This is a genomic window from Streptomyces flavalbus (genome assembly GCF_042674625.1).
Lineage (GTDB): Bacteria > Actinomycetota > Actinomycetes > Streptomycetales > Streptomycetaceae > Streptomyces > Streptomyces flavalbus.
Window position 1 is genome coordinate 7,275,304 of sequence record NZ_JBHTEB010000001.1, and the last position, 20,939, is coordinate 7,296,242.

Sequence of the window (20,939 nt, forward strand, 5' to 3'; positions counted from 1 at the left end):
GACCTAGGCGGCGCCGTCCGGCACCCTGATGTCGAGCACGCACACGTCGTCGCGCCGCTCGCCCTCCAGCATCGCCGACAGCAGCGGGCTCAGTGAGCCGGGCACCTCCGAGTGCCGCTCCTTCGTGGCCGTGGCCAGCCGCTTCAGACCCACGTCGAGGCATTCACCCGGCCGCTCCACCAGACCGTCGGTGTAGAGCAGCAGCCGGTCGCCCGGTTCCAGACGGCACTCCGCCTCCTCGAACGCGGGCGTGGCGCTCGCCCCGAGCAGCATCCCGGCCGGGCGGTCGAGGTAGCGCACCTCGCCGCCCCGCTTCAGCAGCGGCGGCAGATGACCCGCCTGCGCCCACACCAGCCGCCGCCCCTCCGGGTGGTAGCGGGCCAGCACCAGGGTGGCCGTGCCGTGCGAGTCGTGGGAGTGCAGCAGCAGCGTGTTCAGGCGGTTGAGCGCCCCCGTCGGTGACGAGCCCGTGCTCACCATGCCCTTGGCGGTGAAGCGGAGCTGGGCCATCGTGGCGACGGCGTCGACGCCGTGCCCCGCGACGTCGCCGACCACGAACAGGGCGGTGCCGTCGGGTAGTTCGATCGCGCTGAACCAGTCGCCGCCGACGTGCAGCCCCGACTGGGCGGGCAGATAGGCCACTTCCACGCGCAGCCCCGCCAACCGGACGGGCTGGCGGCGCGGCAGCGGCAGCAGCGCGTGCTGGAGGCGGCCCGCGAGCGCCCGTTCGGCCTGGAGGACGCCGTGCTGCACCAGGATGGCCCGCTCGCTCTCCACCAGGGCCAGTTCCGCGCTGCGCTGCGCGGTCAGGTCCTGGACGAAGCCGTGCACCTCGACGGGGGTGCCGTGCACGTCCGTCGTCGCTTCGGCGACGGCCCGCAGATACCGGACCGCCCCGCCCGCGCGGACCCGGAACGGCACGTCCAGCGGGCGTCCCTCGCGCACCAGCGCCCGGACCGCGCCGGTGAACAGCGGGCGGTCCTCGGGCACCGCGAGATCCGGCAGGGCGGTGAGGGGGAGCGGGGCGTCGTCGTCGGGGGCGAGGCCCAGCACGGTGCGCATCTGGTCCGACCAGAGCGCCTCGTGGGTGACCAGGTTCCAGTTCGCCCAGCCGAGGTTGCCGAGCCGCTGTACGTCCGCGAGCCGCCGCTCCTGCCGGTCCGACGGGTCGACGCGGGGCCAGGTGACGATCAGTCCGTCGCCCAGCCGCTCGGCCCGCACCGCGTAGGTCACCGGCTCCGCCGCCCCGGCGCCCACCACGAACGGCCCCGCCTCGTACGGCTCCCCGGTCTCCAGGGCGCGCCGCAGCCCCGGCCAGAGCCTGTCGTGCGCGCCGGGCCAGCACTCCCGCAACCGCAGCCCGGTCGGCGGGCGGCCGGGGCGGCCCAGGGCGTCGGCGGCCTCCGGGGTGGCGGCGACGACGTCGTAGTCGTCATCCGCCGCCGTACCCACCGGCCGTAGCAGGGCCACGGCGCCCGGCAGTACGTCGAAGGCGGCGGCCACGGCGTCGAGGGCGTCCCGCGGTCCGGTGGGGCCGAGATCGCGCAGCCGCCCGGCGCACAGCGGCACGACGGCCCGCAGCAGCTCGCGCTCCTCGGGGCCGAACGGCTCGCCCCGCTCGCGCAGCACCCCGACGGCGACCCCCGGGCCGCCCGGACCGGTGGGCACCGGCAGCCAGGCGCGGGACCGCCAGCGCTCCGGTGGATCGCCGATCACGGGGTACCGCTCGTCGGCCACCGCGGCCTCCGCCAGCCAGCGCGGCTCACCGGTGCGCAGCGCGTCCAGCGGGGCGAGCCCGCGCAGCGGCGGCACCTGGCGCCAGCGCGCGGCCAGCGCGTCGTCGATCCCGGCGTGCCCGGCCAGCTCCAGACCCCCGTCGGGCCGCGGCACGTACACCATGACGGCGTCGGCACCGACCGGCGGCCCGAGGTGCTCCCACAGACACCGGGCCAGCTCCCGCCAGTCCCGGACGGCGACCAGCGCCACCCCCAGCCGCGCCAGCACCCCGGCCCGGTCGGCCGCCCCCGGGACACCGTCTGCCGGGGACCGCGAGGCATCGGGCGAGACGGCGTCGGCCGGGGGCTGCGAGGTGTCGGGCGAGATGGCGTCGGCCGGGGGCTGCGAGGTGTCGGGCGAGATGGCGTCAGGCGAGGGCTGCAAGGTGTTGTCCGGAGAGATGGCGTCGGCAGGGGACCGCGGGGCTGCCGGTGGGGCGCCGTCGGCCCGAGGCCGCGAGGCGTCCGGCGAGATGGCCAAGGAGTCCGGGGGGACGGCGGCGGCCGGAGGGCGCGGCGTGGCGGTCGAAGGGGGCGGGGTGGCGCCCGGGGAACGCGGGGTGGTGCCCGGAGGGCGCGGGGTGGCGTCCGGTGCGTGGCGGGGCAGGCCGCCGAGGGTGCGCCAGCACTCCTCGATCAGCGTCCGGCCCCCGGCCTTCGCCCGCTGCGTCAGCTCCTCGAAGGCGGCGTCCGCGGAGCACCCGGTGAGCGCCATGACCGCCCCGCGGGCACGCTCCAGCACCGCTGACGTCGCGGCGGCCTCGGCCGCGGCGCCGCGCTCCGGGGGGACGACCGGCTCGCTGGTCACGCGTTGAGCATGGCACATCGACACACCCCGGGTCGCGAAGTCCGCCGGACTTGATCGCCCGCCGCCCGCCGCCCGCCGCCCGCCGCCTGCCGTCTGCCGCCCGCCGCCCCGCCGGACCCGGCGCGGCTCAGCGGCCCGCGTGGTGGTCCGCGAGCGCCTGGGTGACCGCGCGGACGCTGCGGGCGATGTGCTGGAGCTGGAGCACCTCGGCGGCGTAGAGCTTGATGGTGTGCTCGATGACGGACTCCTGCATCCCGAGCCGGGGGAGGTCCGCGCGGGCGGTCTGGAGGGCGGTGCGGACGGTCCGGATCTCCTGCTCGACCTGGAGCTGGGCGTGCCGGGCGAGCAGCACGGGATGGCGCAGGAACACCGGATAGCTGGCGTAGCGCGCGGGCACCAGCTCGCGCAGCCACTTGGCGGCGGAGCGCTCCCAGTCGTAGCTGCCGGGGGTCTTGACCTGGCACGGCCAGTCCGCGCTGGTGCGCGTGGACGTCAGGGGCATGTTCATCGCTTCCGGGTGTGCTGCGTCGTCACGGGGGTCCGCCGGTCGGGGCGGCCCCGGTCTAGGGGATGACCGGGGCCGCGCCATGGACGCTCGCGGCGCCCCGGCGCCGACGTGGGTAGGGGACGTCGGCATCCGCGAGCAGTATTTATATATGCCGTCCTGTTGGCAAGACGCATGAAAACATTCATGTGCGCCTTGATGTGCGCGTTCAGCTCGGCAGGAAGAACTGGTTCTGCTCCGCGATGTGCTCGTACGCCTCAAGCCGGGCCTGCGTCCGCTCCGGGTCGGCGTCCGTCATGGCCTGGAGCAGCGCGGCGGCCAGCACCCCCGGCGCCGCGTAGGAGTCGAACACCAGCCGGGACCCGGTCCCGGTGGCGAAGGTGACGTCCGCCGCGTCGGCCACCGGCCCCAGCGCCAGGTCGGTGATGAGCGCCACCCGCAGCCCCGCCTCCCGCGCCACCCGCACCGCGGTCAGCGTCTCCTGCGCGTGCCGGGGCAGCGAGAACGCCAGCACCCAGGAGCCGCCCGCCTCCCGGGCCTGGAGCAGCGCGTCGTAGGCGACGGTGCCGCCCCGGGTGACCAGCCGGACGTCCGGGTGGATCCGGCGGGCGGCGTAGCCGAAGTACTCGGCGAGGGAGGCGGAGATCCGCAGCCCCAGCACGGTCAGCGGCGTCGACGCGGACAGCTCGCGGCCGACCTCGATGACCTGGCTGGGGTCGGCGAAGTCCCGGCGCAGGTTCTCCAGGTTCTCGACCTCGGCGTCCACCGCCGCCTGGAGTTCGTTGGCGGTCTTCTCCGCCGCCGTGGCCGGACCGTGGGCGAGGGTGCCGAGCGCGATCGACTGGAGCTTCTCCCGCAGCGCGGGGTAGCCGCTGAACCCGACCGCCGCCGCGAACCGGGTCACCGACGGCTGGCTCACCCCGACGCGCTCCGCGAGGTCGGTGATCGACAGGAACGCCGCCTCGGTGAGGTGCTCGATCAGGTACTGGGCGATGCGCCGCTGCCCCGGCGACAGCCGCGGCCGGTCGAAGAGCGCCCTGAGCTGGGAGGCCGGGGCGGCCTCCGCCTCCGGAACCGTCTTCCCCGAGGTGATCGCGGATGCCTGTGCGCGTGCCTGCTGCGGCGATGGCACCGGTGCCCCTCTCCCTTTGTCCGCTTGTCCACTTGTCCGCAAGAAGTTCTCAACATAGCTCACGCACAGCCCTGACCAGGGCGGGATACGAGGGGATACGAGGGCCAAGACGCCGTGGATCAGCGGCGGTAGAGGGTGATCGAGTACCCGACCCGGTCCACCTCACGGCTGCCCGCCAGCAGGTCCGCCAGCCGCCCCCGCGCCTTCGCGGCGGCCGAGTCCGACACCACGAGCAGCCCGTGTACGTCACCCTCCGGCACCCGGCGCGGGTCCTCGGCGTCGATGCCGTACGCGGACGGCACCCCGCTGCCCTTGTAGACCAGCCAGACCCGTTCCCCCGGGTACCGCTCCCGCAGCCGGTCGGCGAGCCGCCCCAGGTCCTGCCCCCAGTCCACGTTGGAGTCGTGCAGGTGCCGCCGGGTCGCCGCCGTCCCCCCGAACGCCTCGTTGGCGTACGGCAGGTAGTAGGGGTAGGTCCGCAGCGAACTCACCGCCACCCACACCGCCAGCGCCCCCGACACCACCGGCACCCACCGCCACCGCACCGCCAGCACACAGCCCGCCGCCACCGCCAGGAACATCGGCAGGAAGACGGCGTACCGGGTGCCGAAGTCCCGCGAGCCGCGCATCGCGGCGGCGAGCAGCACCAGGGCGGGCAGCAGCACGTACGGCGCCGCGGGCCGCAGCCGCCGTACCGCGAGGACCGCCACCGCACCGGCCGCCCACAGCGCCAGCGCGCCCAGCGGCGTCTTCACCAGCAGCGCGGCGGGCAGGTAGTACCACAGCGACCCGGTGTAGACCCGGCCGAACAAGAAGCCCTCCCAGGGGTAGGTCTCCAGGTGGAACTGGATCCGCGTCCCGTCCCGGTACGCCTCCGGGAACGGCAGCAGCGCCACCAGGTGCCCGCGCAGCCCCGCCACGTCCGGCACGTGCTGCCGGGGCGCCCAGCGCAGCCGCGGATCGGCCAGCGCGTACACCGCCCACACCACGGCGACCGCGGCCAGTGCCACGACCGCCGCGCCCAGCACCGCCCGGCGCCACCGCCGGGCACCCCCCGGCGCCCACGCCGACAGCGCCGCGAGCCCCACCAGCACCGGGAAGGCCGCCAGCGCGCTCATCTTCGTGGCCACCGCCGCCCCCAGCGCCGCCCCGGCCAGCGGCAGACACCACCTCGGCCGCGTCCGGGCCCGCCACAGCAGCCACACCGACGTCAGCAGGAACCCCGCCGTGGGCACGTCCAGCGTCGCCAGCGAACCGTGCGCGACGACGTCCGGCGAGCAGGCGTACAGGGCGAGCGCCAGCACCGCGCCCCACCGGCCCGCCAGCTCCCGCGCGAAGCGGAACACCACCACGCCGAACAGCAGCGTCAGCACGATCACCGGCAGCCGCGCCGCGAGCAGCAGCCGCCCCGGGTCGTTGCCGGACTCGTACAGCAGGTGCCGCCCCCACGCGCCCTGCCCGCCGTCGAAGTCCGCCCCGTCGACCCGCGCCCCCGAGAACGCCACCCCCGCCGCGATCACCAGCTTGCCCAGCGGCGGGTGCTCGGCGTTGTGGCGCAGCCCGTACCCGTGCAGGTAGTCGGCGGCGGCGCCCACGTACACCGGCTCGTCGATGGTCGGCGTCTGCCGCACGGCGGCGGTCACCATCGCCACCGCCATCTGCGCCAGCAGCACCACCGCCACCAGGGGCACCAGCCACCCCCGGGCGCGCTCCGAAACCCGCAACCCCGGCCGCCACATGGCCCCACCCTCCCACCCCGGGGCCACGGCGGGCCGAACGGCCCGGTGCGGGGGACCGATGGCGGGCCGTCCTGCCCCGGTCGGCCCTGCCCCGCGGCCCGCCCCAACGGCGAGCATCGAGGCAGTGGGGACACATCCACATGAGGTTGAGAGAGGGAGACCCGCGATGACGGCGGCAGCGAAGGAACCGGCGGCAGCGGCATGGCGCGGATTCACCGGAACCCGGTGGCGGGAGCAGATCGACGTACGTGACTTCATCCACGCCAACTACACGCCCTACGAGGGCGACGCGGCGTTCCTGGCCGGGCCGACCGAGCGCACCCGCACGGTCTGGGAGAAGGTGAGTTCCCTCTTCCCCGAGGAGCGGCGCAAGGGCATCTACGACGTCGACGCCGCGACCCCGTCCACGATCACCGCGCACGCGCCCGGCTACATCGACCAGGAGCGCGAGCTGATCGTCGGACTCCAGACGGACGCCCCGCTCAAGCGCGCGATCATGCCCAACGGCGGGCTGCGCATGGTGGAGAACGGGCTGCGCGCCTACGGCTACGAGCCCGACCCGTTCGTGCAGAAGGTCTTCGGCACCTACCGCAAGACCCACAACGACGGCGTCTTCGACGCCTACACCCCCGACATGCGGGCCGCCCGCAAGGCCGGGATCATCACCGGCCTGCCCGACGCCTACGGCCGCGGCCGGATCATCGGCGACTACCGGCGCGTCGCGCTCTACGGCACCGACCGGCTCGTCGCCGCCAAGCGTGCCGAGCGGGCCCTGCTGGACGCCCGCCCGTCCACCGAGCACGTCATCCGCGACCGCGAGGAGATCGCCGAGCAGATCCGCGCCCTGGACGAGCTGAGGCGGATGGCGGCCAGCTACGGCTGCGACGTCACCCGGCCCGCCGCCACCGCCCACGAGGCCGTGCAGTGGCTGTACCTCGGCTACCTCGCCGCGGTGAAGGAGCAGAACGGCGCCGCGATGTCGCTGGGCCGCACCTCCACCTTCCTCGACGTCTACCTCCAGCGGGACCTCGCGGCGGGTGTCATCGACGAGGAGCGCGCCCAGGAACTCGTCGACGACTTCGTCATCAAGCTGCGGATCGTGCGCTTCCTGCGCACCCCCGAGTACGACGCCCTGTTCTCCGGCGACCCCACCTGGGTCACCGAGTCCATCGGCGGCATCGGCGACGACGACCGCCCGCTGGTCACCCGCACGTCGTTCCGCTTCCTCCAGACCCTCTACAACCTCGGCCCGGCGCCCGAGCCCAACCTGACCGTGCTGTGGTCGCCGCGGCTGCCGGAGGGCTTCAAGGAGTTCTGCGCCCAGGTCTCCATCGACACCAGCGCCGTGCAGTACGAGTCCGACGAGCTGCTGCGCCCGCACGCCGGTGACGACACGGCGATCGCCTGCTGCGTCTCGGCGATGGCGGTCGGCAAGCAGATGCAGTTCTTCGGCGCCCGCGTCAACCTCGCCAAGGCGCTGCTGTACGCGATCAACGGCGGCCGGGACGAGATGTCGGGCGACCAGATCGCGCCCGAACTGCCCGCGCTGACCGGGGAGTACCTCGACTACGACGAGCTGTCCGGGGCGTACGACAAGGTCCTCGACTGGCTCGCCGAGACCTACGTCGACGCGCTCAACGTCATCCACTACATGCACGACAAGTACGCCTACGAGCGCATCGAGATGGCCCTGCACGACTACCCCGTGCACCGCTACATGGCCTGCGGCATCGCCGGTCTCTCGGTCGCCGTGGACAGCCTGTCCGCCGTCAAGCACGCGCGCGTGAAGGTCATCAGGGACGAGACCGGGCTCGCCGTCGACTACGAGACCGAGGGGGAGTACCCCGCCTACGGCAACAACGACGACCGCGCCGACGCGCTCGCCGTCGACCTGGTGGAGTCGTTCATGGCGAAGGTGCGCAAGCACCCGACCTACCGGGACGCCGAGCACACCCAGTCCGTGCTGACCATCACCTCCAACGTGGTGTACGGCAAGCACACCGGCAACACCCCCGACGGGCGGCGCGCCGGACAGCCGTTCGCGCCGGGCGCCAACCCGATGAACGGCCGGGACAGGCACGGTGTCGCCGCGTCCGCGCTGTCGGTGGCGAAGCTGCCGTTCGAGCAGGCCAAGGACGGCATCTCGCTCACCACGACCATCACCCCGCAGGGGCTCGGCAACCACCCCGGTGACCGCGCCCACCACCTCACCGGCATCCTCGACGCCTACATGTCGGCGGGCGGCTTCCACATGAACGTCAACGTCCTGGACCGGGCCACCCTGGAGGACGCCATGGAGCACCCGGAGAAGTACCCCGAGCTGACGATCCGGGTCTCCGGGTACGCGGTGAACTTCGTACGGCTGACCCGTGAGCAGCAGCTCGACGTCATCAGCCGTACCTTCCACGGAGCGCTGTGACCACCGTGGACACCGGTACCGATGTGAACGCCTCGCCCGGGTCGGTCCCCGGGCGGGCCGTTCACGGCCGTATCCACTCCTGGGACCTGTCCACCGGCGTGGACGGTCCCGGGACCCGGTTCGTGCTCTTCGTCAGTGGCTGCCCGCTGCGCTGCCTGTACTGCGCCAACCCCGACACCTGGCACATGCGGGACGGCAAGGACGCCACCGTCGACGAGGTGATGGCCGAGATCGACAAGTACCGCGCCTTCCTCACCACCGCCGGGGGCGGCGTCACCGTCACCGGCGGCGAGGCGCTGCTCCAGCCCGCCTTCACCGGCGCCCTGCTGCGCCGCTGCAAGGAGGCCGGACTGCACACCGCCCTGGACACCTCGGGCTTCCTCGGCGCCCGCGCGAGCGACGAGCTGCTGGCCGACACCGACCTGGTGCTGCTGGACATCAAGTCGTTCAACGTGGCGACCTACCGGAAGCTGACCGGCGGCGAACTCGCCCCCACCCTGTCCTTCGCCACCCGCCTGGACCGGCTCGGCAAGCGGATGTGGATCCGCTACGTGCTGGTCCCCGGCTGGACCGACGACGCCGAGGCGATCGACGGGCTCGCCCGGTTCGTCGCCGGGCTCGGCTCGGTGGAGCGCGTGGACGTGCTGCCGTTCCACAAGCTGGGCGCGGCGAAGTACGAGGCGCTCGGAATGCCCTTCCCGCTGGAAGGCACCCCGTCGCCCGACCCGGACCTGGTGGAACGGGTACGCGGACAGTTCCGGGCACACGGGCTGACCGCCTGCTGAACCGACGACAGGACAACCGACAACAGAACACACGGTCCACTCCGCACCGGCGTCCGTCAGGACGACCGGTGCGCGGCCATTTGACGCACGGAGGTGACGGGCATGACCGCCAGGGTTCCGACACAGGAGGCGCAGACGGCACGGACGCACCACGCGCCGGGCGACCTCGGACGCCGGATCGCGCAACGGCGCACGGCGGCGGGGCTGACCCGCACGGCCACCGCCCTGCGGGCCGGGATGGCGCCCAGCTACCTCCGCTACCTGGAGGAACGGCCCGGCGCGACACCGGACGCGGGCGTGCTGGTCAGGCTGGCGGGCGTGCTGCGCACCACGGTCAGCGAGCTGACCGGCGGCGACACCGACCTGCCGCCGGGCATCGGGCACGCCTCCCCGCACCCGTCGTTCACCGAGCTGAGCGAGCGGGAGTGCCGGGAGCTGCTGTCGACGCACGGGGTGGGCCGGATCGCGGTGAACACCTGGGAGGGCCCGGCCGTGGTGCCGGTCAACTACGGCGTCGTGGACGGCGCCGTCGTCTACCGCACCCGTCCGGGGGCGACGCCCGCGCTGGCCGTCGGCCGCCGCGTCGGCTTCGAGACCGACCGCGTCGACGACGCCCTCAGCCAGGGCTGGAGCGTCCTGGTCCGCGGCGACGCGGAGGCCGTGACGGACCCGGCCGTCGCCCGCCTCCTCGACGAACGCGCCTACACCCGCCCCTGGGCGGGCGGCGGGCGCCCGCTGTGGGTCCGCATCGAGCCCCGCCTCATCACGGGCCGCCGCATCACGACCTGACCTCCCGGACATACGAACCGCCCCGGTGGGGTCTCCACCGGGGCGGTTCGGCTCGTCGCGGGAGCGGTCAGTACGCGGCCCGCATGAGTTCCTGCATGTCGTCCAGCATCGGCATCCGCGGGTTGGCGGGGGCGCACTGGTCCTCGTAGGCGTTCATCGCCTGCTGCGGCAGGGCCGCCATGAACGCCTTCTTGTTGACGCCGACGGCGCCGAACGACGGCTCGATGCCGACCGCGTCCCGCAGCCGCTCCACCGCCGAGGCTAGCGACTCCACGCCCTCCTGCGGGGTGGCCGCGGGCAGGCCCAGCGCGACGGCGATCTCCTGGAAGCGCTCGGGGGCCCGGTAGTTCTCGTACTTGGGCCAGCCGGTCAGCTTCGTCGGGACGGTGCCGTTGTAGCGGATGACGCGCGGCAGCAGGATCGCGTTGGTCCTGCCGTGCGCCACGTGGAAGGTCGCGCCCAGGGTGTGCGACATGGCGTGCACGATGCCGAGGAAGGCGTTGCCGAACGCCATGCCCGCGATGGTGCCCGCGTTGTGCATCTTCTCGCGGGCCTCCGGGCTGTTCGCCCGGTCGTTGACCGCCGCTTCCAGGTTGCCGAAGATCAGCCGGATCGCGTGCAGCGCCAGACCGTCGGTGAAGTCGTTGGCGTACACCGAGACGTACGCCTCGATCGAGTGGGTCAGCGCGTCGAAGCCGCTGTCGGCGGCGAGCGTCGGAGGCAGCTTGGTGGTCAGCAGCGGGTCGATGATCGCCACGCTCGGCGTGAGCGCGTAGTCCGCGAGCGGGTACTTCTTGCCCGACGCCGGGTCGGAGATGACCGCGAACGGCGTCACCTCGGCACCGGTGCCCGACGTGGTCGGCACGCACACCAGGCGGGCCAGCTTGCCCAGCTCGGGGAAGCGGAAGGCGCGCTTGCGGATGTCGGAGAACTTCTGCCGCATGTCGGCGAAGTCGATGTCCTTGCCCGCCGCCTGCTGCTCGTACAGCAGCCACATCACCTTCGCCGCGTCCATCGGCGAACCACCGCCGAGCGCGATGATCGTGTCCGGCCGGAAGTCACCCATCAGCCGGGCGCCGCGGCGCACCGAGTCGATGCTCGGCTCCGGCTCGACGTTGTCGATGACCTGCACGCTGACCGGCTCCCGGCGCCGCTGGAGCACCCGGTTGATCCGGTCGACGTAGCCGAGGTTCGTCATGGTCGCGTCGGTGACCACGGTGACCCGGTGCACGTCCGGCATGGACGTCAGGTAGCGGATCGCCTGCGGTTCGAAGTAGATCTTCGGCGGCACCTTGAACCACTGGAGGTTGTTGCGGCGGGTGGAGACCCGCTTGACGTTCAGCAGCTGCGCCGCCGAGACGTTGTTCGACACCGAGGTTCCTCCCCAGGAGCCGCAGCCCAGCGTCAGCGAGGGCAGCAGGCCGTTGTAGATGCCGCCGATCGCGCCCTGCGAGGACGGCGCGTTGACGATGACGCGGACGGTCTTCATCCGGGTGCCGTACGCCTCGGCGAGCGCGCGGTCCTCGGTGTGGACCACCGCGGTGTGGCCCTGGCCGTGGAAGGCGATCATGTCGGCGGCGAGGTCGAAGCCCTGCTTGTCGTCCTCGGCCCGCAGCACCGCCAGGACCGGGCACAGCTTCTCCCGGGTCAGCGGCTCGTCCGGGCCGACGCGACCGGCCTCGACGAGGATGATGGAGGTGTCCTTCGGGACGCTGAACCCGGCCTTCTCGGCGATCCACACCGGGCTCTGCCCGACCGCCGCCGCGTTGACCTTCGGCTCGCAGCCGCCGCCCTTGGTCTTGTCGACCGGGAACAGGAACTTCTCCAGCTTCGCCTTCTCCTCGGCGGTCGCCACGTGGGCGTGCAGCCGCCGGAACTCGCTCACCGCGGCGTCGTAGATCTCGGTGTGCAGGATCACGGCCTGCTCGGAGGCGCAGATCATGCCGTTGTCGAACGACTTCGACAGCACCAGGTCGTTCACGGCCCGGCGGACCTTGGCGTCCCGGTGCACGTAGGCGGGGACGTTGCCCGCGCCGACGCCCAGGGCGGGCTTCCCGGCCGAGTAGGCGGCCTGCACCATCGCGTTGCCGCCGGTGGCGAGGATCAGCGCCACGCCCGGGTGGTGCATCAGCGTGTTCGTCGCCTCCAGCGACGGCGTCTCGATCCACTGCACGCACGCCTCGGGCGCGCCCGCCGCGATCGCCGCGTCCCGGACGACCCGGGCGGCCTCGGCGCAGCTCTGCTGGGCGGAGGGGTGGAAGGCGAAGACGATCGGGTTGCGGGTCTTCAGCGCCATCAGCGCCTTGAAGATCGTGGTGGAGGTCGGGTTGGTGACCGGGGTGATCGCGCACACCACGCCCACCGGCTCCGCGATCTCGACCATGTCCTCGATGTCGTCGCGGGCGATGACGCCGACCGTCTTCATCTTGCCCATGCTGTGCGTGACGTGCTCGCAGGCGAACATGTTCTTCGCGGCCTTGTCCTCGAAGACGCCGCGACCGGTCTCCTGGACCGCGAGCTGGGCCAGCGCGGTGTGCCGGTCGAGGGCGGCCACCGACGCTTTCTTGACGATCTGGTCGATACGCTCCTGGTCGAACTCCTCGTAGTCGGCCAGGGCCTTGAGGCCCGCGGCGACCAACCGGTCCACGGCGACCGCGATGTCGGTCGGCGCTCCGGGCGTGGCTTCGTCAGGGGTGCCGACGTCTTGCCGGGTCATGGATGCCTCCGCTGCTGCGCTGTGACGGCCGCCGGAACCGCCGACGACCTACGGGTGGGGGAGCACCGCGGGGGACGATGCCCTCCCGATGCCTACTCTTCCTGGTGGGGGGCCTCCGCCGGAGTGGCCGATGGTCCCCTCCGCGACCTGACCGTCCCGCCGGGCGCAGGGACCAACGGACCCGGTGCGCCGGGACCTTCCGGGCCAGCGCGAAGGCCGGGTCCCGCGGGACCCGGCCTTCGCGTCGCGCGGTGTCCGCGCAGGTCACGCCGTGGGGCCGCCCCGCCACGGTGGCGGGGTCGCCGCCCGGCGCGCCGCCTCGCCGCGGTGGGTGAGCCGGTCGACCCGGGCGCGCAGCAGGTCGTGCAGCCGGTCCGCGAGCTCCCGGGCGGACGGCTCCTCGTCGTGGACGACGACCAGCTCGCCGCCGACGCGGATCTCACCGCCCGCCGACCACGGCGCCTCGGTGTGCGACGCCGTCGCCCGCGCGATCCGCACCTCGCCGGTCACGGCGGGCAGTCCCGGCCGGTCCAGGGCGGCGCCGACCTTGGCACGGAGGTAGGCGAGGTCCTCCTCGGGCACCGCGCCGCGGGTCCGCACCCGCACACCGCCAGCGTCCTGGGCCGCGCTGTTGCTGAGGGTCATCTGGGTCTCCTGGGGTCGGGTGGTGCGGGACGGGACGGTGGTCAGTCGTGCGGGACGACGGCCACCGGGCAGGGGGCGTGGTGCAGGGCCGCGTGCGCGACGGGGCCCAGCCGCCACGGCTGGTGCGGACGGCGGCGGCGTCCGACGACGACGAGACGTCCGTGCGCGGACGCGGACAGCAGCACCGGCGCCGCGGGGCCCGCCGCCGTCTCCTCGACGACGGGGACGTCCGGGTACTTCCGCCGCCAGGGTTCGAGGGCCGCGGCGAGCCGCTCGCCCTCCGCCGCCCACGGCCCGGTGCCCGACCGCCAGGACGGCGGCAGCGCGCGGACCGCGCGGACCCGGCCGCCCTGCGAGGCGGCCTCCGCGAAGGCCAGCTCCAGCAGCGGGTCGGCGTCCGGGCCGGGGTGCTGCACACCGACCACGACATCGTCGTGGTCCGCGGTCGGCGGCTGCCCCCAGCCGGTCTCGACGACGGTGTCACCGGCCCGCACGGTCACCGTCGGGCAGCGCGCCAGGCTCAGCACGTGCAGGCTGATCGAGCCGAGCAGGAAGCTCGCGACCGAGCCGTGCCCACGACTGCCGAGCACCAGCAGGTCGCCGTCCCCGGTGCGGGCCAGCAGGGCCTCGGCGGCGGGCTCCGGCACCAGCTCGGTGGCGACGGTCAGTCCGGCGTGGCGGTGCAGCAGCTCCGCCGACACGCGGTGCAGCACCTGCTGCCCGTAGAGCTGCTTGCTGCGGGCCTCCTGCGGGATCGGCACGTCCAGGGGCTGGGTGGTCCAGGAGTGCAGCAGCAGGAGCGGAGCCCGCCGGTCCAGCGCCGCCCGGGCGGCCCACCACGCGGCGGTCACGCTCGCGGGGGAGCCATCGAGTCCGACGACCACCGGTGCGGTCATGGCCCACCTCCAGGTCCGTAGGACGTGGGCGCGGTGCCGGGTGCCGGACCGTCCCGCCGTCCCCTTCTCCGCCTCCAGGGTGGCCCGCGCGCCGACGCCGGGGGCAGGGCCGTTCGGTGCGCCCCCGAGGACCGTCCGGCCCCTGCGGGCCGTACCCGGGCCGACTGAGGCTGGAGGCAGTGGCGGGCCGGTCGCCCGGCCCGCGGAGGGGAGAGCAGCGATGCGTGGCCCGGTGGTGGCGGGCGCCCAGGCGCCGACGCCCGACGAGACCCTCCCGGAGGTGGTCCGGGACGCCCACCTGCTGCCGCCCGCGCAGGTGGCGGACGGCCTGGGCGTCGACCCGGCGGCGGGGCTCACCGCCGCGCAGGCCGCCGCACGCGCGGCCACGTACGGGCCGAACCGGCTGGCCGAACCCGCCCGGCGGCCCGGGTGGCTGCGGTTCCTCGACCAGTTCCGCAACTGGCTCATCGGCGTCCTGCTGCTGGCCGCCGTGGTCGCCGCCGCCCTCGGCGACCTCAAGGACGCGGTGGTCATCACCGTCGTCGTGCAGATCAACGCCGCCCTCGGCTACGCCCAGGAGCGGCGCGCCGAGCGCAGCCTGGAGGCGCTGCGCCGGATGCTCGTACCGACCGCGCGGGTCCGCCGCGACGGGACGCAGGCGCAGGTCGAGGCGGGGTCGCTGGTCCCCGGGGACGTGGTCCTGCTGGAGGCCGGTGACCGGGTACCGGCCGACGGGCGGCTGGTCGTCGCCGAGTCGGTGGAGGTGGCGGAGGCCGCCCTGACCGGCGAGTCCCAGCCGGTCGCCAAGGGCACCGCCGCGGTCGAGACGCCCGGTACCGGAACCGTCCCGCTCGCCGAGCGCACCGGCATGGTGTTCATGAACACCGCGCTGACCCGGGGCCGCGCCGAGATGGTCGTCACCGCCACCGGGATGCGCACCGAACTCGGCGCCATCGCGGAGGCGTTGCGCACCGGCGCCGAACCGCCGAGCCCGCTCCAGGTCCAACTGGACAGCCTCGGCCGCCGCCTCGCCCTGCTCAGCGGCGTCGCGGTCGTCCTGTACGCCCTCAGCGCCCTGGTGCGCGGCGAGTCGCCACCGGACATCGCGCTGCGGGCCGTCGCCCTCGCCGTCGCCGCCATCCCCGAGGGCCTGCCCGCCGTCCTGGCGCTGACCCTCGCGCTCGGCGTGTACCGGATGGCTCGCCGCGGCGCCGTCGTCAAACGGCTCGCCTCGGTGGAGTCGCTCGGCGCGGCGACCGTCGTGTGCAGCGACAAGACCGGCACCCTCACCCTCAACGAGATGACCGTCCGCGCCCTGTGGACCGCCGGACGCCACTACGACGTCACGGGCGAGGGGTACGGCACGCGGGGCGCCGTCCGCGCCGAGGACGGCACACCCTGCGCGCCCGAGGCGGTGCTGCCGTTCGCGCTGTGCAACGACGCCCGCCTCACCGACGACGGCTTCCTCGGCGACCCCACCGAGGCCGCCCTGGTCGTGCTGGCCGCCAAGGCCGGACTGGACGCCGACGCGCTGCGCGCCCGTGCCCCGCGCACCGCCGAGCTGCCGTTCGACCCGGCCACGAAGTACATGGCCACCTTCCACACCGGCGCCGACGGGCGCACCCACGTGTGGGTGAAGGGCGCGGTGGACGTCCTGCTGGAGCTGTGCGACGGCGTCCGCGCCGCCGACGGCACCCGCCCGCTCGACGACGGTCACCGCGCGGCGATCCGCGCGGTGACGGCCCGGTTGGGCGGCGCCGGACTGCGCGTCCTGGGCGCCGCCACCGCCGTCCTGGACGGCCCGCCGACCGACCCGCCCCGGCTGCCACGGCTCACCCTCACCGCCGTCGCCGGGATCGCGGACCCGCCCCGACCGGCCGCCAAGGAGGCGATGGCGCTGTGCCGGTCGGCGGGCGTCGCCGTGAAGATGATCACCGGGGACCACGCGGACACCGCCGCGGCCATCGCCCGCGAGCTGGACATCCCCGGCGAGGTGGTCACCGGCGCCGACCTCGACCGGATGACGGCGGCCGACCTCACCGCCCGCGTCGACGGCATCGGCGTCTTCGCCCGGGTCGCGCCCGAGCACAAGGCCGCCATCGTGCGCGCCCTGTCGGAGCGCGGGCACGTCGTGGCGATGACCGGCGACGGAGTGAACGACGCCGCCGCGCTGCGCGCCGCGCACATCGGCGTGGCCATGGGCGGCACCGGGACCGACGTGGCCAAGGAGGCCGCCGACATGGTCCTCACCGACGACGACTTCGCCACCCTCGTGCGGGCCGTGCGCGAGGGCCGGGCCATCTACGCCAACATCGTGAAGTTCGTCCGCTTCCAGCTCGCCACCAACATCGGCGCCATCCTCACCCTGCTGGGCGCCTCGCTCGCCGGGCTGCCCGCCCCGCTCACCGCCGCCCAACTGCTGTGGATCAACATCATCATGGACGGGCCGCCCGCCATGGCGCTCGCCGTCGACCCGGCCGACGACGACGTCATGCGCCATCCGCCGCGCGACCCGCGCGAGCGCATCCTCGACCTGCGGCGGACGCTGGCCATCGCCCGCTCCGGCGCGGTCATGGCCCTCGGCACCGTCACCCTGCTCGCCCTGGCCCGTGCGCACACCACCGCCGACACCGCGCTGACCATGGCGTTCACCACCTTCGTGCTGTTCCAACTGTTCAACACCCTCAACGCCCGCGCCGACGAAGGGCCCGTCCTCGGCCGCCACCAACTGCGCAACCGCACCCTGTGGCTGTGCCTCGCCGGTGTCCTCGCCGTGCAGGTCGCCGCCGTCCACCTGCCGTGGGCCCGCACGGTCTTCGGCACCGTCCCGCTGACGGCCACCGCCTGGCTGGCGTGCCTCGCCACCGCCGCCACGGTCGTCCTCGCCGAACTGCTGTGGCGGTGGGCGGCCCCGGCGGTACGGAGCCGGGGGCGAACCGGCTGAAACCGCCCCCTTCGTCGCCGTACCCCGAGCCGGGTCCCTACCGGGCCCGGCTCCCGGCGTTCCGGGGCCGGGACCAACGGGGCCGAACGGTCCCCGCGGGCACCCCCACCGACCCATGCCGCCGCTCTCCGGGCGGCGGGACGCTGTGGGGGAGAGAGCGGACCGAGCACAGGAGGTGTGCCACATGCTCCCGCCCGTAGTCGCCGGAGTCGACGGATCACCGGAGAGCCTGGCCGCGGCCGAATGGGCCGCCCGGGAGGCCGAGCGCCGCCGGTGCGGCCTGCGGCTGCTGCACGCGCACGACGGGGCGAGCCGACCACACGGCACCGACCCCTCGGACGCGGCGCTGCGCCACGTCGCCCGGCGCGTGCTGCACCGCGCGGAGGAGCGCGTCGTCGGCGCCTGCCCCGGCGTACGCCACGACGACGCACAGGTCCCCGGACCCGCCACCACCGCCCTGCTGACCGCGGCCGACCGCACCCAGCTCCTGGTGCTCGGCTCCCGCGGCCTGAGCGGCTTCACCGGGTTCCTGGTCGGCTCCGTCGCGCTCGGCGTCATCGCCCGCGCGACCGCCCCCGTGGTCCTGGTACGCGCCGACGAACAGGCCGCCGACTCGCACCTGCCCGCCGCCGACGGCAGCGCCACCACCAGCACCCCCTACCGGGACGTCGTCCTCGGCCTGGACGTCACCAAGCCCTGCGACGAGGTCATCGAGTTCGCCTTCGACGCCGCCCGGCTGCGCGGAGCCCGGCTGCGCGTGGTGCACGCCTGGCAGCCGCCGTCCGCGTTCGGGCTGGGACAGGGCGACATCGGCCTCGTCGACAACCCCTACCGCGCCGAGGAGTGGCAGAGCTTCCTGTCCGCCGTCCTGCTGATGTGGCGGGACAAGTTCCCCGAGGTACCCGTGCTGGAGACGGTCGTGCGGGAGAAGCCCGCGACCGCCCTGGTACGCGCCGCCTCCGAGGCCAGCCTGCTGGTCGTCGGCCACCAGCTCTCCGAACGCGCCATCGGCCCGCGCACCGGCCCGGTCACCCATGCCGCCGTCCACCACGTCGGTTGCCCCGTCGCCGTCGTCCCGCACAAGTGAGAGGCCAGCCACGATGAACGCACCCATCAAGTACGTGTACGCATTCGGCGAGGGCGACCGGGACATGGCCGCCCTGCTCGGCGGGAAGGGCGCCGGGCTCGCCGAGATGACCCGGCTCGGCCTCCCCGTGCCCCCCGGGTTCACCGTCACCACCGAAGCCTGCCGGACCTTCCTGGCCAGCGGCGCGGAGCCCCCGGAGCTGCACGCGCAGACCGCCGCCGCGCTCGCCGACCTGGAGGACGCCATGGGCCGTCGGCTCGGCGCGCCCGACGACCCGCTGCTGGTGTCCGTGCGCTCCGGCGCCCGGTTCTCCATGCCCGGCATGATGGAGACGATCCTCGACATCGGCCTCAACGACGACTCCGTCGTCGGGCTCGCCAAGGCATCCGGGCGGGAGCGGTTCGCCTGGGACTCCTACCGCAGGCTCGTGCAGATGTTCGGGCACACCGTGATGGGCGTCGACGGCGACCTCTTCCAGGACGCCATCGCCGCGCACCGCGCCAAGCTCGCCGTCGCCGCCGACCAGGACCTCGACGTCGGTGAACTGCACGCCCTCACCGAGGAGTTCAAGGAGATCATCCGCCGGGAGACCGGCGAGGAGTTCCCGCAGGACCCCGCCGAGCAGCTCCGCCGCGCCGTCCGCGCCGTCTTCGACTCCTGGAACGGCGAACGCGCCCGCGTCTACCGCCACCGCGAGCACATCTCCGAGGACCTCGGCACCGCCGTCAACGTCCAGGCGATGGTCTTCGGCAACCTCGGCGCCGACTCCGGCACCGGCGTCGCCTTCACCCGCGACCCCGCCACCGGCGAACGCGGCATGTACGGCGACTACCTGCCCGACGCGCAGGGCGAGGACGTCGTCTCCGGCGTCCGCGACGCCGTGCCGCTCGCCGAGCTGAAGCGGCTCGACGCGACGTCGTACCTCGCACTCGGCGACCACCTGCGCACCCTGGAGAGCCACTACCGCGACCTGTGCGACGTCGAGTTCACCGTCGAGCGCGGCAAGCTGTGGATTCTCCAGACCCGGGTCGGCAAGCGCACCGCGCAGGCCGCCTTCCGCATTGCCCGCGACCTGCGCGAGGAGGGCGCGATCAACGCCGACGAGGCGCTGGTCCGGGTCGACGGCGCCGCCCTGACCCGGCTGATGTTCCCCCGCTTCGACGTGCACTCCGACGACGTACCGCTGGCCCGCGGCGTGCCCGCCTCGCCGGGCGCCGCCGTCGGCGCCGTCGTCTTCGACTCCGCGACCGCGCAGCGCCGCGCCGCCGAGGGCGAGGACGTCGTCCTGGTGCGCCGCGAGACCACCCCCGACGACCTGCCCGGCATGATCGCCGCGCAGGCGGTGCTGACCAGCCGCGGCGGCAAGACCAGCCACGCCGCCGTCGTCGCCCGCGGCATGGGCAAGGTCTGCGTCTGCGGCGCCGAGTCCCTCACCGTCGACCCCGTCGCCCGGCGCCTGACCACCGCCACCGGCACCGTCGTCACCGAGGGCGACGTCGTCTCCGTCGACGGCACCACCGGCACCGTGCACCTCGGCGCGTTGCCGCTGACCGCCTCCGAGGTCGGGGAGGCCCTGGAGAACGGCACCGCCACCAGCGAGGTGACCGCCGCCGTCCTCGACGCCCTCGCCCACGCCGACGCCGTACGCCGCCTGGAGGTGCGGGCCAACGCCGACACCCCCGAGGACGCCGTCCGCGCCCGCGCCCTGGGCGCCCAGGGCATCGGCCTGTGCCGCACCGAGCACATGTTCCTCGGGGAGCGCAGGTCACTGGTCGAGGCGATGATCCTGGCCCGCGACGACGCCGCCCGCGCGGCGGCGCTCGGCGCCCTGCTGCCGCTCCAGCGGGCCGACTTCACCGGCATCCTCGCCGCGATGGACGGCCTGCCGGTGACGATCCGGCTGCTCGACCCGCCGCTGCACGAGTTCCTGCCCGACCGCACCGAACTCGCCGTCCGGCTGGCCACCGCCGTCCACCCCGACCCGCACGACCGGGAGCTGCTCGCCGCCGTCGAGCGGATGCACGAGCAGAACCCCATGCTCGGCCTGCGCGGCGTCCGCCTGGCGCTGGCCGTCCCGGGGCTGGTCGCCATGCAGGTGCGGGCGATCGCGGAGGCCGTCGTCGAACGGCGGCGCGCGGGCGGCGACCCGCGCGCGGAGATCATGATCCCGCTGGTCGGCACGGTCGAGGAGCTGCGCCTGGTGCGCGCCGAGACCGAGCGGGTGCTCGCCGAGGTCACCGAGGAGACCGGCGAGGACCTGGACCTGCCCATCGGCACGATGATCGAACTGCCGCGCGCCGCGCTCACCGCCGGACGCATCGCCCAGGCCGCCGACTTCTTCTCCTTCGGCACCAACGACCTGACCCAGACCACCTGGGGCCTGTCCCGCGACGACGCCGAGGGCTCCTTCGTCCCGCTCTACCTGGACGAGGGCGTCTTCGACACCTCCCCGTTCGAGACCATCGACCAGGAGGGCGTGGGCAGGCTGGTCGAGATCGGCGTCGAGGCCGGACGCGCCGCCAACCCCCGGCTGGAGACGGGCGTCTGCGGCGAGCACGGCGGTGACCCCGAGTCCATCCACTTCTTCCACCAGGCGGGCCTGGACTACGTCTCCTGCTCGCCCTTCCGCATCCCCGCGGCCCGGCTGGAGGCGGGCCGCGCGACCCTGACGGAGACGGAGACCAGCGACACCCGCTGAC

At 74.2% G+C, this 20,939-nt stretch carries 13 protein-coding genes; 6 read left to right on the forward strand and 7 right to left on the reverse strand.

The annotated features are described in order from the left end of the window. Positions 1-3 precede the first annotated feature (3 nt). The 4 genes from ACFQZ6_RS32530 to ACFQZ6_RS32545 all read right to left on the reverse strand — a co-directional run bounded on the left by ACFQZ6_RS32530 (position 4) and on the right by ACFQZ6_RS32545 (position 5,959). Positions 4-2,583: a SpoIIE family protein phosphatase gene (locus ACFQZ6_RS32530; protein ID WP_381616550.1), complete on the reverse strand. Its 2,580-nt coding sequence runs from the start codon at positions 2,581-2,583 to the stop codon at positions 4-6. 127 nt (positions 2,584-2,710) lie between these two features. Then, positions 2,711-3,091 (reverse strand): hypothetical protein, encoded by a 381-nt coding sequence (locus tag ACFQZ6_RS32535; RefSeq protein ID WP_381616553.1) that lies wholly within the window; start codon positions 3,089-3,091, stop codon positions 2,711-2,713. A gap of 205 nt (positions 3,092-3,296) precedes the next feature. Then, a complete protein-coding gene (locus tag ACFQZ6_RS32540) occupies positions 3,297-4,220 on the reverse strand; it encodes a MurR/RpiR family transcriptional regulator (protein ID WP_381616556.1) in 924 nt (307 codons plus the stop codon). A gap of 119 nt (positions 4,221-4,339) precedes the next feature. Beyond that, the gene (locus ACFQZ6_RS32545; RefSeq protein ID WP_381616559.1) at positions 4,340-5,959 is read right to left on the reverse strand and encodes a phospholipid carrier-dependent glycosyltransferase; all 1,620 of its coding nucleotides are present in this window, start codon (positions 5,957-5,959) and stop codon (positions 4,340-4,342) included. Positions 5,960-6,125: 166 nt separating this feature from the next. Between ACFQZ6_RS32545 and pflB the strand changes: the two genes are divergently transcribed. The 3 genes from pflB to ACFQZ6_RS32560 all read left to right on the forward strand — a co-directional run bounded on the left by pflB (position 6,126) and on the right by ACFQZ6_RS32560 (position 9,952). Continuing rightward, positions 6,126-8,378 (forward strand): formate C-acetyltransferase, encoded by a 2,253-nt coding sequence (pflB, locus tag ACFQZ6_RS32550; protein ID WP_381616562.1) that lies wholly within the window; start codon positions 6,126-6,128, stop codon positions 8,376-8,378. Positions 8,379-8,383: 5 nt separating this feature from the next. Then, entirely contained in the window at positions 8,384-9,163 is a 780-nt protein-coding gene (pflA, locus tag ACFQZ6_RS32555) for a pyruvate formate-lyase-activating protein (protein WP_381618833.1), read from the forward strand. Between the two features lie 102 nt (positions 9,164-9,265). Continuing rightward, positions 9,266-9,952, forward strand: a complete 687-nt coding sequence (locus ACFQZ6_RS32560) for a helix-turn-helix domain-containing protein (protein WP_381616565.1) — start codon at positions 9,266-9,268, stop codon at positions 9,950-9,952. Positions 9,953-10,019: 67 nt separating this feature from the next. On the opposite strand, the gene adhE is transcribed toward ACFQZ6_RS32560, so the two are convergent. From adhE to ACFQZ6_RS32575, 3 genes are all read right to left on the reverse strand, one after another. Beyond that, the gene (gene adhE, locus ACFQZ6_RS32565; protein ID WP_381616568.1) at positions 10,020-12,668 is read right to left on the reverse strand and encodes a bifunctional acetaldehyde-CoA/alcohol dehydrogenase; all 2,649 of its coding nucleotides are present in this window, start codon (positions 12,666-12,668) and stop codon (positions 10,020-10,022) included. A 264-nt stretch (positions 12,669-12,932) separates the two neighbouring features. After that, positions 12,933-13,313: a hypothetical protein gene (locus ACFQZ6_RS32570; protein WP_381616571.1), complete on the reverse strand. Its 381-nt coding sequence runs from the start codon at positions 13,311-13,313 to the stop codon at positions 12,933-12,935. A 41-nt stretch (positions 13,314-13,354) separates the two neighbouring features. Then, positions 13,355-14,209: a universal stress protein gene (locus ACFQZ6_RS32575; protein ID WP_381616574.1), complete on the reverse strand. Its 855-nt coding sequence runs from the start codon at positions 14,207-14,209 to the stop codon at positions 13,355-13,357. A 220-nt stretch (positions 14,210-14,429) separates the two neighbouring features. Between ACFQZ6_RS32575 and ACFQZ6_RS32580 the strand changes: the two genes are divergently transcribed. The 3 genes from ACFQZ6_RS32580 (at position 14,430) to ppdK (ending at position 20,938) form a co-directional block, all read left to right on the forward strand. Next, positions 14,430-17,153 (forward strand): HAD-IC family P-type ATPase, encoded by a 2,724-nt coding sequence (locus ACFQZ6_RS32580; RefSeq protein WP_381616576.1) that lies wholly within the window; start codon positions 14,430-14,432, stop codon positions 17,151-17,153. A 184-nt stretch (positions 17,154-17,337) separates the two neighbouring features. Next, on the forward strand, positions 17,338-18,240 hold the full coding sequence (locus ACFQZ6_RS32585) for a universal stress protein (RefSeq protein WP_381616579.1): 903 nt from the start codon (positions 17,338-17,340) through the stop codon (positions 18,238-18,240). A 13-nt stretch (positions 18,241-18,253) separates the two neighbouring features. After that, on the forward strand, positions 18,254-20,938 hold the full coding sequence (ppdK, locus tag ACFQZ6_RS32590) for a pyruvate, phosphate dikinase (protein ID WP_381616582.1): 2,685 nt from the start codon (positions 18,254-18,256) through the stop codon (positions 20,936-20,938). Position 20,939 lies beyond the last annotated feature (1 nt).

Excerpts from the sequence above, each read along its gene's own strand:
- ACFQZ6_RS32535 (WP_381616553.1), bottom strand. The coding sequence starts at position 3,091 with ATGAACATGCCCCTGACGTCCACGCGCACCAGCGCGGACTGGCCGTGC.
- ACFQZ6_RS32545 (WP_381616559.1), bottom strand. The coding sequence starts at position 5,959 with ATGTGGCGGCCGGGGTTGCGGGTTTCGGAGCGCGCCCGGGGGTGGCTG.
- pflB (WP_381616562.1), top strand. The coding sequence starts at position 6,126 with ATGACGGCGGCAGCGAAGGAACCGGCGGCAGCGGCATGGCGCGGATTC.
- ACFQZ6_RS32560 (WP_381616565.1), top strand. The coding sequence starts at position 9,266 with ATGACCGCCAGGGTTCCGACACAGGAGGCGCAGACGGCACGGACGCAC.
- adhE (WP_381616568.1), bottom strand. The coding sequence starts at position 12,668 with ATGACCCGGCAAGACGTCGGCACCCCTGACGAAGCCACGCCCGGAGCG.
- ACFQZ6_RS32570 (WP_381616571.1), bottom strand. The coding sequence starts at position 13,313 with ATGACCCTCAGCAACAGCGCGGCCCAGGACGCTGGCGGTGTGCGGGTG.
- ACFQZ6_RS32575 (WP_381616574.1), bottom strand. The coding sequence starts at position 14,209 with ATGACCGCACCGGTGGTCGTCGGACTCGATGGCTCCCCCGCGAGCGTG.
- ACFQZ6_RS32580 (WP_381616576.1), top strand. The coding sequence starts at position 14,430 with ATGCGTGGCCCGGTGGTGGCGGGCGCCCAGGCGCCGACGCCCGACGAG.
- ACFQZ6_RS32585 (WP_381616579.1), top strand. The coding sequence starts at position 17,338 with ATGCTCCCGCCCGTAGTCGCCGGAGTCGACGGATCACCGGAGAGCCTG.
- ppdK (WP_381616582.1), top strand. The coding sequence starts at position 18,254 with ATGAACGCACCCATCAAGTACGTGTACGCATTCGGCGAGGGCGACCGG.